The 15,790-nt window shown below is 47.4% G+C and carries 17 protein-coding genes; all 17 read right to left on the bottom strand.

Annotation, left to right across the window (positions count from 1 at the left end; translation table 11 throughout):
- Positions 1-10: 10 nt before the first annotated feature.
- On the bottom strand, positions 11-1,804 hold the full coding sequence (gene dnaG / locus EXIG_RS04480; protein WP_012369735.1) for a DNA primase: 1,794 nt from the start codon (positions 1,802-1,804) through the stop codon (positions 11-13).
- A gap of 137 nt (positions 1,805-1,941) precedes the next feature.
- On the bottom strand, positions 1,942-2,751 hold the full coding sequence (locus EXIG_RS04475) for a pyruvate, water dikinase regulatory protein (RefSeq protein WP_012369734.1): 810 nt from the start codon (positions 2,749-2,751) through the stop codon (positions 1,942-1,944).
- Between the two features lie 14 nt (positions 2,752-2,765).
- Positions 2,766-3,395: a transcriptional regulator CcpN gene (gene ccpN / locus EXIG_RS04470; RefSeq protein WP_012369733.1), complete on the bottom strand. Its 630-nt coding sequence runs from the start codon at positions 3,393-3,395 to the stop codon at positions 2,766-2,768.
- Positions 3,396-3,414: 19 nt separating this feature from the next.
- The gene (gene glyS / locus EXIG_RS04465; protein ID WP_012369732.1) at positions 3,415-5,475 is read right to left on the bottom strand and encodes a glycine--tRNA ligase subunit beta; all 2,061 of its coding nucleotides are present in this window, start codon (positions 5,473-5,475) and stop codon (positions 3,415-3,417) included.
- Positions 5,468-6,358 (bottom strand): glycine--tRNA ligase subunit alpha, encoded by an 891-nt coding sequence (gene glyQ / locus EXIG_RS04460; RefSeq protein WP_012369731.1) that lies wholly within the window; start codon positions 6,356-6,358, stop codon positions 5,468-5,470. The genes glyS and glyQ overlap by 8 nt, the downstream gene beginning before the upstream one ends.
- A 286-nt stretch (positions 6,359-6,644) precedes the next feature.
- Positions 6,645-7,394 (bottom strand): DNA repair protein RecO, encoded by a 750-nt coding sequence (gene recO / locus EXIG_RS04455; protein ID WP_012369730.1) that lies wholly within the window; start codon positions 7,392-7,394, stop codon positions 6,645-6,647.
- Positions 7,395-7,397: 3 nt separating this feature from the next.
- Positions 7,398-8,306, bottom strand: a complete 909-nt coding sequence (gene era / locus EXIG_RS04450; protein ID WP_012369729.1) for a GTPase Era — start codon at positions 8,304-8,306, stop codon at positions 7,398-7,400.
- The gene (locus EXIG_RS04445) at positions 8,299-8,697 is read right to left on the bottom strand and encodes a cytidine deaminase (protein ID WP_012369728.1); all 399 of its coding nucleotides are present in this window, start codon (positions 8,695-8,697) and stop codon (positions 8,299-8,301) included. The genes era and EXIG_RS04445 overlap by 8 nt, the downstream gene beginning before the upstream one ends.
- 50 nt (positions 8,698-8,747) lie before the next feature.
- Positions 8,748-9,098: a diacylglycerol kinase family protein gene (locus EXIG_RS04440; RefSeq protein ID WP_012369727.1), complete on the bottom strand. Its 351-nt coding sequence runs from the start codon at positions 9,096-9,098 to the stop codon at positions 8,748-8,750.
- Positions 9,095-9,571: an rRNA maturation RNase YbeY gene (gene ybeY, locus EXIG_RS04435; protein WP_012369726.1), complete on the bottom strand. Its 477-nt coding sequence runs from the start codon at positions 9,569-9,571 to the stop codon at positions 9,095-9,097. The genes EXIG_RS04440 and ybeY overlap by 4 nt, the downstream gene beginning before the upstream one ends.
- Positions 9,568-11,625 (bottom strand): HD family phosphohydrolase, encoded by a 2,058-nt coding sequence (locus EXIG_RS04430; RefSeq protein ID WP_012369725.1) that lies wholly within the window; start codon positions 11,623-11,625, stop codon positions 9,568-9,570. Before EXIG_RS04430 ends, ybeY begins: the two co-directional genes overlap by 4 nt.
- 41 nt (positions 11,626-11,666) lie before the next feature.
- Positions 11,667-12,629: a PhoH family protein gene (locus EXIG_RS04425; protein ID WP_012369724.1), complete on the bottom strand. Its 963-nt coding sequence runs from the start codon at positions 12,627-12,629 to the stop codon at positions 11,667-11,669.
- 228 nt (positions 12,630-12,857) lie between these two features.
- Positions 12,858-13,325, bottom strand: a complete 468-nt coding sequence (locus EXIG_RS04420) for a hypothetical protein (RefSeq protein WP_012369723.1) — start codon at positions 13,323-13,325, stop codon at positions 12,858-12,860.
- Between the two features lie 13 nt (positions 13,326-13,338).
- The gene (floA, locus tag EXIG_RS04415) at positions 13,339-14,322 is read right to left on the bottom strand and encodes a flotillin-like protein FloA (protein WP_012369722.1); all 984 of its coding nucleotides are present in this window, start codon (positions 14,320-14,322) and stop codon (positions 13,339-13,341) included.
- On the bottom strand, positions 14,319-14,828 hold the full coding sequence (locus EXIG_RS04410) for an NfeD family protein (RefSeq protein ID WP_012369721.1): 510 nt from the start codon (positions 14,826-14,828) through the stop codon (positions 14,319-14,321). The genes floA and EXIG_RS04410 overlap by 4 nt, the downstream gene beginning before the upstream one ends.
- Positions 14,829-15,018: 190 nt before the next feature.
- Positions 15,019-15,465, bottom strand: coding sequence for a GatB/YqeY domain-containing protein (locus EXIG_RS04405; RefSeq protein ID WP_012369720.1), 447 nt, complete (start codon positions 15,463-15,465; stop codon positions 15,019-15,021).
- 21 nt (positions 15,466-15,486) lie between these two features.
- Positions 15,487-15,660, bottom strand: a complete 174-nt coding sequence (gene rpsU, locus EXIG_RS04400) for a 30S ribosomal protein S21 (RefSeq protein WP_012369719.1) — start codon at positions 15,658-15,660, stop codon at positions 15,487-15,489.
- Positions 15,661-15,790 lie beyond the last annotated feature (130 nt).

The raw sequence follows: 15,790 nt of genomic DNA, 5'->3' as shown, positions 1-15,790 counted from the left end.
ATGCAACAGGTCATCGATCTTTCAAACGCCGTTTCCGTTCGATGATCGCCTGCATTAGCTCCGCTTGAGCACGGATATCTGTTTGTTGACTTAACTGTGACTTTTCTTCGTCCAGCGTCCGTCGTTGTCGTTCATTTTGAACGGCACGAATATAATGACTCAATAAATCCGGATCGTATTCCGGCATTAACATAAACTCTAGATCCGCCACGATCCGCTGAAGCGATGCATCGTGGAGCATCGTCAGGAAACGATCGGGATCCGCTGGGGTGTTTGTTCCGTAAAATTCATATAGTTTCCCTGCAATCAACTGATGAGCCGGATCATTAAACGCCACACCAAGCTGATCACGTACCTCAAGACCCACTTCCTCGGAACGAATCATATAAGCAAGCAGAAAACGTTCAGCTCGTTTCCAATTCGAGAAGGTCCGGTCTTGAGGAGAAGAGGTCACGACTTGCGTCTCTTGCCGCCGCTCTTGTTTCGGTTTAGCTTGTTGCAGTTGCAACGGCTTAACTTGCGACAACAGGGATTCTTTCGACAAGTGAAACTCTTCCGCCAGTTTCCCTAAATAGATATCGCGTAACAATGGATTGGACGTTCGACCAATCTCCTCAAGCATAGTTTCAATATAACGGACCCGTTCTCCTTCTAATCGAAGGTTTTTTCCTTGGCGAAAATAAAAAGATTTGAATTCAAGGCTTGAAATCCGTTCCTGCTCGATGACACGAAGAAAGGTCTCTTCCGATTGTGCGCCGATAAAAGAATCGGGGTCTTCTCCATCCGGAAGACGAATCACAGAACAATCGACCGCAACATCCTCTAATAAGCGTAATGCTTTTAGTGTCGCGGCACGTCCCGCTTTGTCTCCGTCATAACAAACTATGACTTCATCGACGATTCTCCCTAAATTTTGAGCATGTACAGGAGTCAGTGCCGTCCCGAGAGAAGCTACCGTATAGGGTATACCCGCTTGAGCGACACGTACAACATCTAAATTCCCTTCCACCAACACAACTTGCTTATTTTTTCGCATGGCACCACGCGCCTGTGCGAAACCAAACAGCAATTCGCTTTTATTAAAAAGAGGGGTTTCCGCTGTATTGACATATTTCGGGTCTCTTCCGTCAATGGAGCGACCACTGAATCCAACAATCGTGCCATCACGATCTGAAATTGGAAATACGACCCGTCCGTTGAATCGATCGCGGTAATCGCCATCTCTGCCTATAGAAATCAGTCCTGCTTCGACCATCTCATCCAAGTCGAAGTTACGCCGTGCCAATGAATCCACCGTAAACCGGTCTTGATCCGGTGCGTAACCGAGTTTAAACTCCCGCATCGCGGATTCTTGGATGCCCCGCTGTTCAAGGTATTCTCTTCCGGCGTCACCAGCGGCTGTCTGCAACATGACTTCATGGTACAGATCCGCCACAATCCGATGCGCTTCCCGCATTCGGTATTTCTTTTCCTGATCGGGTGTTGACTCCGTTTGATCAGACCGTTCAAATTCCGGTAACTTGATGTCTGTTCGATCCGCCAGCTTGACGACCGCTTCCGGAAAACTCATCCCTTCCGTCTCCATGACAAAAGTAATGGCGTTTCCACCCGCTCCACATCCGAAACAATAATACATGCCTTTATCCGGAGAAACAGAAAAAGAAGGGGATTTTTCAGAGTGAAATGGACATAACCCTGAATAACGATTCCCTTGTTTTTTTAATTCTACACGTTCTGATATCAATTCAACGATATCCGTTGCTTGTCGGACTTGGTCAACCAATTCGTCAGGAAGCCGTTTCAATTGGTCACCTCTCCTTTCGAACGTTTATATACATATACCCGCAATGAAACGGAACGAATACTCGTTCCGTTTCATTAGAAAATTTGCATCATCTCATTAAGCAGCTAGATTAGTATACTACGTGAAACCATACTTTACTAGTCATGTGATTTGCCGGAAATTCCTGTCAAAATGAGATTCGCCGTTTCCTCAACCGCTTTGTTCGTCACATCGATGACTTGACAGCCGATCCGGTCATACAGTTTTTTCGCATAATCGAGTTCACGGTTGATTCGATCCATCTGTGCGTACGCCGCTTCCGGTTTCAGTCCAAGCGACCGCAGCCGTTCCATCCGGATATCAATCAACTTCTCTGGAGAAATCAATAATCCAAAACATTTTTCTTTTGGAATATCAAACAGTTCTTCCGGTGGAATCGATTCCGGAACGAGCGGTACATTCGCCACTTTATACCGTTTCAGCGCCAAGTACTGAGAGAGCGGAGTCTTCGAGGTGCGTGATACACCAATCAGAACGATATCCGCCCGTTTGATGCCGCGCGGATCGCGACCGTCATCATATTTCACGGCAAATTCAACGGCTTCAATTTTCCGGAAATACTCTTCATCCAACCGATAAATCAGTCCCGGTTCTTCTTTCGGCTGCATCCCGAGACGCCCCTCCATCGTATCCAGTAACGGTCCGAGTAAATCGATTGCCTTAACTTGATGGGCTTGTGCTGTTTCCGCAAGAAGCCGGCGATGGGTGGCATGAACGATCGTGTAGACGATTGTCGCCTGCTCTTCTTTTGCATGTAACACTAAATCGTAAATGACCTGATCGTCGTCCACGAATGGAATCCGGACCGTTTCAATCGCTTGCTCCGGAAACTGGATCGCTGCTGCCCGTACGACCAGTTCACACGTCTCACCGACCGAGTCACTCACTACATAAATACGTTGTCTCATCTGCGAACCTCCTCTTAAAGTTCTTCATCTCGTGTCAACGCGACCAATACTTTCGTCATGTTCGTCTTTGTCATCCGTCCGACGACTTTTAAGATCCCGTCGACCTGTTCGACGACCGGCATGGAATCGATCTGTTTTTCGATGAGTTTCATCCCTGCTCCAATCAACGTCTCTGATTTCTCACAAACCGTCAGATTCGGCATCCGTGTCATGATGATGTTAACCGGTAACGAGTCCAACTCCTGATTCCCGATTGCCGCCCGTAAAAAATCTTTACGTGACAGGACACCGACTAACGCATGATCTTTTCCGACGACGAACAACGAACCGACGTCTTCGAGGAACAAATGGACGATCGCATCATAAACCATCATCCCTTCATGAATGACTTTCGCAGAAGACATGAATTCGCCAACGGTCAACGTATCCAATTTTTCATGTAACATGGAGGTATTTTTTTTACCGACATACATATAACCGACGCGTGGACGTGCTTCCAGCATTCCAGTCATCGTCAAAATGGATAAGTCCGGACGCAGGGTCGCCCGTGTCAAGGAGAGTTCAGATGCAATCTGCTCTCCTGTGATCGGACCGTTTTCTTTGACGATTTGGAGTATTTTTTTCTGCCGTTCATTTAACTTCATCGGCTCATCCGTCCTTTATTCACACTAAAGTGAGTGCATTGAATCGTGCGACTTGTTCGATTGCCGTCGCAAATCGTTTCATCTCGCTGAGACGATTCGTGCGAACTGCTTCGTCATCCGCCATGATCATCGTTCCGTCAAAATAAGCCGTGATGGCCGGAACACTCGATTCAAGGACTTGAATCGCCTGGTCATAGTCAGAAGCTTGTACAGCGGCTTCGACTTTCGGAATCAGTTGCTCGATTTGTTCATGCAAGTCACGTTCGGCATCATTTTCAAAGAGCGCCGGGTTTACTGCAACAACCGTTTCGGCTTTTTTCGAGATGTTTAAGACACGGCTGAGTTGCTCCACGGTCTTCTTAAAGGTTGGTTGTTGTGTGGCCTGTTCAAGCATCGATGCCCGTTTTTCATTGGCTTCGACCGTCAGCTTCGGATCAAGAGCCGCTTCGATGACATCATGACGATATCCTTTTTCCGACAGGCGGAACTTCAAACGCTGATTAAAGAAGTCTTCCATTGCTGCTTTAACTGTTTCTGCATCTGCTTGATAAAGACCTGCTTTTAATTGAGCAGATACGACGAAATCAATCAGTTCCGACAACGTCATCTCAATCTGACGGTCCGAAAGAATCTGAACGATTCCTTGTGCCTGACGGCGTAAGGCATACGGATCAGCAGAACCGCTTGGAATCATACCGACACCGAAGAAGCCGCCCACACTGTCCATTTTGTCAAGAACCGCTAATACCGTACCGGTTGGTGTGCTTGGACTTTCATCTCCGGCAAAGCGCGGTAAGTAGTGTTCCCGGATTGCTGCCGCGACTTCAACGTCTTCGCCTTTCATGTTGGCGTAACGTTCGCCCATCATCCCTTGCAGTTCTGTAAATTCATATACCATCTGGCTGACGAGATCGAATTTATAAATCGTTCCCGCCCGCTCGACTTTCGTCGAATCGGCATTAAATCGTTCCGCCAACTGTAAAGCCATCTCACGCACACGACGAACTTTTTCACCTGTCGTTCCAAGTTTTTCATGGAAGACGATTTTATCAAGTCGCGCTGCCTGGGCATCGATGTCGGCTTTTTTATCTTCTTCATAGAAGAACTGGGCATCGGCAAGACGTGCCCGGATGACTTTCTCATTTCCGCGGGCCACATTCTCGATATGTGTCGCATTCCCGTTACGGACCGTAACGAAATAATGGAGTAACGTCCCGTCTTTTTTAACCGGGAAGTAACGCTGGTGTTCCTTCATCGTCGTAATGAGGACTTCTTCCGGAAGTTCGAGATAAGCTTCGTCAAATGCTCCGAATAATGCTGTCGGGTATTCGACGAGATTCGTGACTTCTTCAAGCAACGCCGGATCAATCGGGACTTCAAAGCCTTCTTGTTCACTGAGCTGTTGAATTTGCTCTTCAATCAGCTGACGACGCTGTTCATAACTGGCGATGACATGTTCTCCCGCCAGCGCTTCGACGTAGGCGTTCGGTCGTAAAATCGTAATATCCTGTCCGAGGAAACGGTGTCCGCGTGACGTCCGCCCGGTTGCCACATCTGCCACTTCAAACGGAATTACTTGATCGTCCAGTAAGGCGATCATCCAACGAATCGGACGCATGTAGCGTAACGATTGTGTGCTCCAACGCATGTTTTTCGGGAACGACATCGCTTCGACGATTTGTTTCAATCCCGGCAGAAGTGTTGCTGTTTCTTGTCCCGACTCTTTGCGGGTCGCGAAGATATACTCCACACCCTTTTCTTCTTGAAGGAACAGATCATCCGTTGTCAAACCTTTACCGCGCGCAAATCCTTGTGCGGCTTTTGTCCAGTTGCCGTCTTCATCCTGAGCAATCCGCTTCGCCGGTCCTTTGAGCGTCTCTTCTAAGTCCGTCTGACGTTCAGACATTCCGGTTACGAGAACGGCTAAACGACGTGGAGTTGAAAACGACTCAATCGTATCGAACGTAATGCGTGCTTCATTTAAAAATGTCGTCACACGTTCTTTTAATTGTGTCTCGGATTGTAAGACAAAACGGGCCGGCATTTCTTCAAGACCGATTTCAAGTAATAACTCATGCATGCGATTCACCAGCTTTCGATTTAATCAATGGGAAGCCTAGACGTTCCCGTTCTTCGATGAAGCTTTGCGCACAACGGCGCGACATGTTCCGGACGCGGTGAATGAACCCAGTCCGTTCCGTAACGGAAATCGCTCCTTTGGCATCCAGCAGATTAAACGTATGAGAACATTTTAAGATGTAGTCATACGCTGGGAAGACCAGGTTCTCATCGAGTGCCCGGTTCGCTTCTTTTTCATACTGATCGAACAATGTGAACAAGAGATCGACATCCGATGTCTCAAACGTGTACTTCGAATGTTCGAATTCCGGTTGATAGAAAATATCGCCGTATTTAAAGCCGTCTGTCCAAACCAAATCAAAGACACTTTCGACATCCTGGATATACGACGCGAGGCGTTCGATTCCGTATGTGATTTCAACGGCAATCGGATTACATTCAATCCCACCGACTTGTTGGAAGTATGTGAACTGTGTAATTTCCATTCCGTTTAACCAGACTTCCCATCCGAGTCCGGCTGCACCGAACGTCGGGTTTTCCCAGTTGTCTTCAACGAAACGAATATCATGTTCAAGCGGATTAATCCCGAGCAGTTCAAGACTTTGTAAGTACAGCTCCTGAATGTTGTCCGGCGACGGCTTCATGATGACTTGGAACTGGTGATGTTGATACAAACGGTTCGGGTTTTCCCCGTAACGTCCATCCGCCGGACGGCGTGATGGTTCTGTATAACAGACGTTCCATGGTTCTGGTCCAAGACTCCGTAAAAATGTCATCGGATTCATTGTTCCGGCACCTTTCTCGACGTCATAGGCCTGCATCGTCAAGCACCCTTGCTCAGCCCAAAATTTTTGCAGTGTTAAGATCATTTCCTGTACTGTCATCTTCAAGACTTCCACCTCCAAATTTATGCGGGAACGCAAAAACGTCCCTATGTACAACAAGGTTGTACATAGGGACGAGACGAGCCCGCGGTTCCACCCTACTTGCATGCGTCCGCATGCCACTCTTTGATCAGGAACACTCAAAAATGCCGTTCACACCTGCTTCATTTCCGGCTCGCACTATCCCGAAATCGCTTGACTGAACATCAGGTGTTACTCCTTTTTCTCATCGTGTTCGTTTAGTTAGTTCTTCCGCACTTATTCTACCGAACGTACGGCGTATCTGTCAATCGTCTCCAAGATTCAGCAATTGATCGAGAACCCGTTTTGAACGGAGGCGGAGTCCGCTGTACCGTTCCATGTAGGCATCCATGATTTGACGCAACAAACGTTTCGTCTCCGGCTTCACATCGACTGTCCCGATCCGGGAAAAATCATACACAGAAAAAACATACAGCATCTTGGCCACGGATTCCGTCAAAGAAACAGCATGTTCATCTTCCTGACGGTGTCGTCTGCAAAGCAAACCACCGTGGTTCAATGAGAAGGCGAACGGTGCTTCCACACTGCCGCAAACCGTACAGCCGTTTAAGTGCGGTGCGATTCCCAGATGACGCAGTAAGCGGAGTTCCACTATAAAGGACACGACATCCGGATCGAGCCCTTCATCCATTGCCTCAAGACCATCGACGAACAAATCATACAGTGCCGGTTGCGGCACCCGTTCATCAAGTGCTTTGTCCGCCAGTTCAAGGAGGTACATCGCATAAGCCATCAAAAAGACGTCCTGACGAATCTTTGAATACCCTGTGATGACATCTGCTGATTTCAATTGACCGAGACCCCGCGAACGCGGGTAGACATAAATCGCTCGGACGAACGGCTGGCTCGCTGCGTTAAAACGGCTGCCGGGTTTTTTAGCACCACGGGCCATGACGGCGAGCTTGCCATATTCACGCGTTAACAGTGTAATGATTTTATTCGATTCACCATACACGACCGTCCGTAAAACAAGCCCTTCCGCCTTATCAATCATCGCTTAATACTCGTCGTCGCGGAATCCAAGTTCACGCAATTGACCGGCTTTATTGCGCCAGTCTTTTTGAACTTTCACCCACAGGTTCAAGTAAACTTTCGTTCCGAGTAACATCTCGATATCCGTCCGGGCTTCTGAACCGATTTCTTTTAACAGGGCACCGCGTTTTCCGATGATGATTCCTTTTTGTGAATCCCGTTCGATCAAAATGGTTGCGTGAATATCGACCATATTGCCATCTTCACGTGTCTTGATTTGATCAATCGCGACAGCAATCGAGTGCGGTACTTCGTCACGTGTCTTTTGCAGGACTTTCTCCCGAATCATTTCTGAAATGATGAAACGTTCCGGGTGATCAGTGATCTGATCCGCCGGATAATACATCGGACCTTCCGGTAAAATCTTCGAGATTTCTTGTAGCAATGGTTCGACGTTATTACCTTGAAGAGCAGAAATCGGAACGACTGCTGCGAAGTTCAATTCATTTTGATACGATTCGATGATCGGCGGAATATCATTCGGATGAATCAAGTCGACCTTGTTCATGACAAGGATGATCGGTGTATCCAAATCCTTTAACTTCTCAATGATGAATTCGTCGCCTTTTCCTTTCGGCTCCGTCACATTGATCATAAAGAGAATCGCGTCGACTTCGCGTAACGCATTCGTCGCGACTTTCATCATGAAGTCTCCGAGTTTATGTTTCGGTTTATGAATTCCCGGTGTATCGATGAAAATCGTTTGCACGTCATCTGTCGTATAGACACCTTGAATCTTATTCCGTGTCGTTTGTGGCTTATCCGACATGATGGCGATTTTTTGTCCGATAACTCGGTTTAAGAACGTCGATTTCCCAACGTTTGGACGACCGATAATCGAAACGAATCCTGATTTAAATCCTTCTTTAAACATGAAGATCTCCCTTCGTAAATGCACCCGGTAAGAGCGCACCAACCGTCGTTTCCGTGACGTCACCCGTCAGGTTCGTTAAGTAAACCGGCATATCCGCGTCACACATTTCAAACAATACTTGACGGCATTGGCCGCACGGTGCGACAGGTCCTTCTGTATCGGCTACGACAGCCATCGCTGCGTACTCCCGTGCATCTTGTGCCCACGCTGAGAAGATTGCTGTCCGCTCAGCACAGTTGCAAAGACCATATGCTGCATTTTCGATATTACAGCCATGGAAAACCTGTCCGTCTTTCGTGAGCAGAGCTGCTCCGACTTGGAACTTTGAATATGGAACATACGCTTTTTCGCGTGCGATTTTAGCTTGTTCGAGTAATTGTTCTGTTTTCATGTCATTTTTCCCCTTTTAGGAACGGTATTGGCCTAAAAAAGGCCGGATTCTTATTGTACCAAATATGGAACGAAGATGCATAGTGCAATCGCAACTGATGTAAGCGCCAACACAAGAACTGCTCCGCTTGCGATATCCTTTGCCGCTTTTGCAAGCGGGTGCCATTCTTCCGTAACGAGATCGACAGTCCGCTCAAAGGCGGTATTGAACATTTCCGCACTTAGAACCGCACCGATCGTTAAACATAAAATCGCCCGTTCCATCCATGTCAGCGGTAAATACAGGGCAACCGCCAAGACAATCAGTCCAATCGTAAAATGGACTTTCATATGCCGTTCTTCCTTCACCGCCTGACGAATCCCGTTCATCGCATGGGTGAAAGGTAACCACCACGTCTTCACAATTTTCCTCGGTACAGTTCAAAGTGATGCAGGATTTCCTCCTGACGCTTCGTCATGATGTCTTCATCTGCTTTTTCGATATGGTCGTAACCGAGAAGATGCAGGAAGCCGTGAACAGCGAGAAATCCAAGTTCCCGTTCAAAATGATTCCCGTATTCCGCAGCCTGCTCACGGCAGCGTTCCACTGAAATGATCAGATCGCCGAGAACAACAGGCTCATCTTCAAGCAATTCAAAATCAATCTCGTCTTCTCCGAGCTCATCCATCGCAAACGAGATGACATCCGTCGCTTGATCTTTCCCGCGCCATTCCCGATTGATTTGCTGAATCTCATCATTCGTCACGAACGTGACGGATAGCTCACTGTTTGCTTCAATCTTTTCTTCTGTTGCCGTATAGACTAAAATCGCTTCCACTAATTTCAGTTGTTCTTCCGTCAACAATTTGCCTTCATCAGTCATGTAAATATTCATTTGAGTTCCTCTTTCTTTAATTCAGGATATTCAATCCGTTCATGGAATAACCCGGATAACGTATGGCAGGCACTCTCACCGACCCGGTAAATATCACGTGTCGTCATTTCACAGTCCGAAAATTGATCGTCGAGCAGTTTTTCACGGATGATTTTTTTGACCAGTTCCTGAATCCCTGATTCCGTTGGAGACTTCATGGACCGGACCGCCGCCTCGATGGAATCGACAATCATGATCACGGCCGCTTCACGTGTTTGCGGTTTCGGGCCTGAGTACCGGAAGTCCGCTTCATTGACTTCCCCTTGTTCTGTTGCCTTGACGTAAAAATAACGGAGTAAGGACGTTCCGTGATGTTCCCGGCAAATATCGACAATAACACTCGGTATTTTTGCTTCTTCAAGCAATTCCACGCCGTCATCGGTATGGGCAAGAATGACTCGGGCGGATTCGGGCGGCGTCAGACGGTCATGCGGATTGAGACCATGCTGATTTTCAATGAAATAGAGCGGACGCCGCGTTTTTCCTAAATCATGATAATATGCACCGACCCGTGCGAGCAAGCCGTCAGCGCCGATTGCTTCACATGCCGTCTCGGCAAGATTCGCGACCATCATGCTGTGATGATAGGTTCCTGGAGCCTCGACCAATAATTTTTTCAGCAGAGGATGGGTCGGATTTAATAATTCCAACAAACGTGTCGGGGCTAAAATACCGAACGTCATCTCAAGGAACGGCAATAATCCGATTGCCAAGATGGCACTGAAAACACCGCTGGCAACGGCAAATCCTATTAAAACCGCCGTCTCTTTTACTTCCAACTGTCCACTGCGCATGAGTACAAAAGCGAGGAAAACAGCTACGTTCGCTAAAGCAATCGTCAAACTGCTGACGAAAATCCGCCGGCGTGACAAGCTCGAACGCAGGAAGTAGGTCGCCACCAGTCCACCGACCAATAAGTAAATCGCAATGTTAAAACTGAAATTCTGATTCGTGCTGTAGAAAAAAGTTCCTGCCAGTGCCATGAACAGGGTACTCGATAATGCAATCCGCTCATTTAATAAGTTGCGTAACACTAATGCCGAAAATGCTGTCGGCGTAAGCAAATAAAGCGCCGGATTGATATCATCCGCCAAGAAGGCCATTCCGTACGTCACGACGAGTTGCAAAATAACAACTAAATAAACCAAACTGAATAATTTCACTTTACCCATCTTTGCATAACGTAAGTTGGAGCGACTGATGAATCCAAATAACAGCAACGTCATCAGCGCACTGACAATCAACGTTCCGAACAGAGGCTTCAGTGATTGACGATCAGAAATCAGACCAACGAGTTGCAATTGGCGGTAGGCATCCTGGGAAATGACTTCCCCCCGTTTGACGATGACTTCTCCTTCGGAAATCAAGACCGGCTCCACCTTATCACTTGTTTGCTTCCGCAACTGTTCTGTTTTCGCTGGATCGTAAACATAATTCGTCACGATTAATTGATCCGTCAATGTTTTTCCGACAGCCTTCATTGAAAACGACAAGGCAGACCGTTCAATATCGAGCCGCGCATTTTCCCGTGCTTCCGCCACTTCACCGCCATCGGAAGAAATCCGTTGACGCATCGCTTCCTCAATCGCTGTGATTACGACATCGCGTGTCGTCGTCCGTACAGACGAAGAGGATGTCGCAAGCAATCGTAATTCATCGTCTTGCAGTAAATCTGCAGCTTCCGTTCCGCGAAGACGTTGTTTGATCTGACCGATGTCTTCTGCTTTTTTGATTCCTTTGAGACTTGCAAAAAGCTGTTCGACTTTATCAATTTGTTGTGCCGCGTATTCCTGCTTAATCGTATACTGACTGTCAATCGCGGCTACCGTGTTTTCCTTTAGTAACCGGGTTGCTTCTCGATCCTCCATCGTCAACGGCGATCGAATATCTTCTTCTGCAATCGAAAATGGAGCTGCTGCCAAGGCTTCAGGCCGGACGCTGACATACATCATCGTCGACACGATGATGTAAAATGTCAGTGTCAGCAGACTGATCCACATACCTACTCTGCGCATCCGCTCGTCTCCTTTCCACTTCAAGACTCACCTGTTGCGCTTTACTCGAGTTCTTGACTGTACGCATCAATGATTTTCCGAACAAGTGGATGCCGGACGACATCAGCCGAGCTAAAGTGTTCAAAATGAATTCCCCGGACATGTCCAAGAAGATTCAGCGCTTCTTGTAAACCGGACGCTTTTCCGCGCGGTAAATCGACTTGCGTCAAATCACCCGTGACAATCATCTTCGAGTGAAAACCGAGTCGCGTCAAAAACATTTTCATTTGTTCTCTTGTCGTATTTTGAGCTTCATCCAAAATGACAAACGCGTGTTCAAGCGTCCGTCCGCGCATATAAGCGAGCGGCGCAATTTCAATCACGCCCCGCTCCAGCAAACGGGCTGTGTGTTCCACGCCGAGCACGTCATGTAGTGCATCATAGAGCGGACGTAAATACGGATCAACTTTTTCCTTCAAGTCTCCCGGCAAAAACCCAAGATTCTCCCCTGCTTCAACAGCAGGTCGTGTTAAAACCAAACGTTTGACGTAACCTTCTTTTAAGGCCTTTGCCGCCATGACGACCGCCAAATAGGTCTTGCCGGTTCCGGCCGGTCCGATCCCGAACGTCAAATCGCACTTTTCAATTCCCCGGACATAACGGGCTTGTCCCAGTGTTTTGGCCCGGAGCGGTTTCCCTTTATGGTTCGTATGAATGACCGTATCGTATAATTCGAGCAATTCATCGACCCGGTCTTGTCGTGCCAGTTGAATGGCGCTTGTTGCGTCACGTTCCGTCAAGACGGCTCCCCGATCAACCAGTTGTTTTAAGACACCGACGACCTGTTTCGCTAACACGACAGACCGTTCTTCTTCTGCCTGCGCCAACAATTCATCACCGCGGTGGGTGAGTTGGACTTCAAGCTCCGCTTCCATCGTTTTTAGTACGGCATCGTTCGGTCCTACGAATGCTTGAATCTGTTCTGAATTCGAAAATACGAATGGGATTCTTTCATTGAATATCACGTTATGATTGGCCTCCTAATGATGGATAACAGTACGTCATCTCTACAAATCTGTTCTAGTCCACTTTATCATTTAAGCAGAATAGATGGAAAGAAAAACCCATCCTTTAAGCGTGTTTTCCTCATTTTAACTGCTTCTTTTACCTGACCGAACATGCTTCGGATTTTTTCCTGCTGCGTATCTAAAAAAAAGGTCAGCTCTCATTGTAAACGAGAGCCAACCTTTACTTTAACGATGTGGAGATTTTGAAGACCGTTTCGAAACCGGCGGACCCAGGACTTCACTCCAGATCATCGCCTGGCGAATTTCTTCTTGTGACGTCTGCATTCCTTTTTTCCGGTTACGTCGTTTGCCAATTTCACCGCTCGCAATACTGCCTGTTATCTGGCCAATGTTTGATTTAGACTGTTTTTGTGCTTTCACACGATCCCGTTCATCCAAACGCTGTTGCAATTCGGTTCGTTGATGCTTAACCGGTTGCTCCGGCTTTGACTGCTTCCGTTTAATCGAAGGTGGCACATCCCGATCTTCCGGAAGTCGTGTTTCCACTTGGTCAACCATTTTCTTGACATAGTCCCCAAATTCTTTTGAAGGGACACGTGTCGTCGAGCTGGACTTTTTCTGATCAGACGCCTTCGAGATAACCGAAATCACACCAAAGGCAACCATCAGTCCGACCCAAATTAAGCTCCCCATCTAAATCACCCTTTTATTGTGTGTCGTTCGGCGAAGATTGACCACCAATCGCTTGACGCATCTTCGTATCAGCCGTCACGTTCAAATAGTTGGCGTAATCCATTACGCTGAAGTTGCCGTCACGTAATGCCTCGGCAATCGCAAGTGGAACTTCCGCTTCTGCCGCAACGACTTTCGCACGCATTTCTTCGACACGTGATTTCATCTCTTGTTCGCTTGCAATCGCCATCGCCCGACGTTCTTCCGCTTTCGCTTGGGCGATGTTTTTGTCAGCTTCCGCCTGATCCGTCTGAAGCACGGCACCGATATTTTTGCCGATATCGACGTCCGCGATATCGATCGAGAGGATTTCGAATGCTGTTCCTGAATCAAGTCCTTTTGCGAGGACCGTCCGGGAAATCATTTCCGGATTTTCAAGGACTTCTTTTTGATCTTGACATGAACCGATCGTCGAGATGACACCCTCACCAACACGGGCGATGACGGTTTCTTCCCCTGCACCACCGACAAGACGGTCGATGTTGGCACGTACGGTAATCCGTGCTTTTGCTTTCACTTCAATCCCGTTCATGGCAACACCGGCAATGAATGGGGTTTCGATGACTTTCGGGTTAACGGACATCTGGACGGCTTCAAGCACGTTCCGACCTGCTAAATCAATGGCTGCCGCACGTTCGAAACTGAGTTCGATGTTGGCACGGTGTGCCGCAATCAAGGCGTTAACGACACGGTCGACGTTACCACCGGCAAGATAGTGACTTTCCAATTGGTTTGTATTGAGGTTGATGCCGGCTTTGACTGCTTTAATCAACGGATTAACAATTTTTGACGGTGTAACACGACGAAGCCGCATTCCGACCAATGTAAAGATAGAGACACGGACTCCGGCTGCAAGTGAACTGATCCAGAGCGGGATCGGGACAAGTGTAAAGAAGATAGCGAGGAAAATAAGTATTCCTCCCGTTATGAGTAGAACGGTCAATAGTTCGGGTGTCATGTGAGTGACTCCTCCTTCGTTTTTTGGACTCGGACGATGACTCGTCCGTGTGTGACGTCTTGCACGACGACTTGCTCGCCGGAATTAATGAAATTGCCTTCCGTGACCGCATCGACGCGATTCCCATCAATTTCAATCGTTCCTGCCGGGCGAAGCTGCGTTAAACTGATTCCGACCTTGCCACGCAGTTGTTCTTTATCTTGATGAGAAAGATATCCTTTTTCCGACGATGTGGAATCTGTCAAAATCAAACCTCGCCATAATAATGATTGATTTGATTTGATCCGGCGATATGCCCAAAATCCGGCAGCGAGTGATAAAAAGACTGCCAAACCGACCGCTAGACCGACTTGACCGACCGTCGCACCTGCCATGATCAAACTGGCAAGGACTGCACCGATGCCAAGGACACCGAATATGCCAAACCCTGTCACGAATATTTCGACCAGCAACATGAGGACACCGATCATGAAGACCGCTAAAATCATCCCTAAGCTAAAAGACATTACTTCGTTCACCCCTTTTTCATCAGAATCAGACGACAACATGTTTCATCTTTCTGAACATGGCTCATTGTTACTTTTATTATATACGCTTTCATCTGAGAAAAGGTTTCATAACTTTTACCAATTTTCGAATTTTTCCGATTTTATCTCATGAAAAAAAGGCATCCCGGAGGACGCCTTTCAAAACGGGTTAATGTAGTTGTTGTTTAACAAGGCGATTAATTAGAGCACCGTCCGCTTTACCCTTAAGTTGCGGCATGACGACACCCATTACTTTCCCCATATCAGAAGGAGCTGAGGCACCCGTCTTCGCAATGGCTGCGTTGACGATTTCCTGAACTTCTTCTTCCGAAAGTTGTTTTGGCATATAAGCTTCGAGCACGATTATCTCTGCTTGAATCTTCTCGACGAGGTCGTGACGATCAGCGCGTTCGAATTCTCGGAGGGAGTCGTTGCGCTGTTTCATCTCACGTGAGAGTATAGTTAGCTCTTCCTCATCAGTTAATTCTTGCTTACCGAGTTTAATCGCTTCATTTTGCAGGGACGACTTCACCATCCGAATCGTCGTAAGACGATCTTTCTCACGCGAACGCATGGCTTCCTTCATATCCACTGTCAAACGCTCTTGAAGACTCATGAGGATACACCCTCTCTTACGTTAGAACTTCTTACGCTTACGCGCAGCCTCCGATTTAAGCTTACGTTTTACACTTGGCTTTTCGTAGTGTTTACGTTTACGAACTTCAGCAAGCGTACCATCTTTTGAAACACCACGTTTGAAGCGACGAAGTGCGTCTTCAAGTGATTCATTTTTACGTACACGAGTTTCCACTAGTTTTCCCTCCCTCCGATATTACCGACTAAAGGAAACGTGTCAGACACGTCATACAACATTATAGTAGGAATATACAAAATGGTCAATAGTTGATTAACCGGTTTTGCTTCACTCCTGATATGTTCCT

Origin of the sequence: Exiguobacterium artemiae 255-15, assembly GCF_000019905.1 — a bacterium.
In the GTDB taxonomy this organism is placed as follows: Bacteria; Bacillota; Bacilli; order Exiguobacteriales; family Exiguobacteriaceae; genus Exiguobacterium_A; species Exiguobacterium_A artemiae.
The sequence above is the reverse complement of the archived record's forward strand: the minus strand, read 5'-3'. Positions and strand labels throughout refer to the sequence as shown.

Coding starts and splice junctions, on each gene's coding strand:
- EXIG_RS04445 (WP_012369728.1), bottom strand. CDS start 8,697: ATGAAAACAGAACAATTACTCGAACAAGCTAAAATCGCACGCGAAAAA.
- glyS (WP_012369732.1), bottom strand. CDS start 5,475: ATGCATGAGTTATTACTTGAAATCGGTCTTGAAGAAATGCCGGCCCGT.
- EXIG_RS04430 (WP_012369725.1), bottom strand. CDS start 11,625: ATGCGCAGAGTAGGTATGTGGATCAGTCTGCTGACACTGACATTTTAC.
- era (WP_012369729.1), bottom strand. CDS start 8,306: ATGTTTAAAGAAGGATTTAAATCAGGATTCGTTTCGATTATCGGTCGT.
- EXIG_RS04475 (WP_012369734.1), bottom strand. CDS start 2,751: ATGAGACAACGTATTTATGTAGTGAGTGACTCGGTCGGTGAGACGTGT.
- EXIG_RS04410 (WP_012369721.1), bottom strand. CDS start 14,828: ATGTCTTTTAGCTTAGGGATGATTTTAGCGGTCTTCATGATCGGTGTC.
- EXIG_RS04420 (WP_012369723.1), bottom strand. CDS start 13,325: ATGGGGAGCTTAATTTGGGTCGGACTGATGGTTGCCTTTGGTGTGATT.
- ybeY (WP_012369726.1), bottom strand. CDS start 9,571: ATGAATATTTACATGACTGATGAAGGCAAATTGTTGACGGAAGAACAA.
- glyQ (WP_012369731.1), bottom strand. CDS start 6,358: ATGACAGTACAGGAAATGATCTTAACACTGCAAAAATTTTGGGCTGAG.
- floA (WP_012369722.1), bottom strand. CDS start 14,322: ATGACACCCGAACTATTGACCGTTCTACTCATAACGGGAGGAATACTT.
- EXIG_RS04405 (WP_012369720.1), bottom strand. CDS start 15,465: ATGAGTCTTCAAGAGCGTTTGACAGTGGATATGAAGGAAGCCATGCGT.
- ccpN (WP_012369733.1), bottom strand. CDS start 3,395: ATGAAGTTAAATGAACGGCAGAAAAAAATACTCCAAATCGTCAAAGAA.
- recO (WP_012369730.1), bottom strand. CDS start 7,394: ATGATTGATAAGGCGGAAGGGCTTGTTTTACGGACGGTCGTGTATGGT.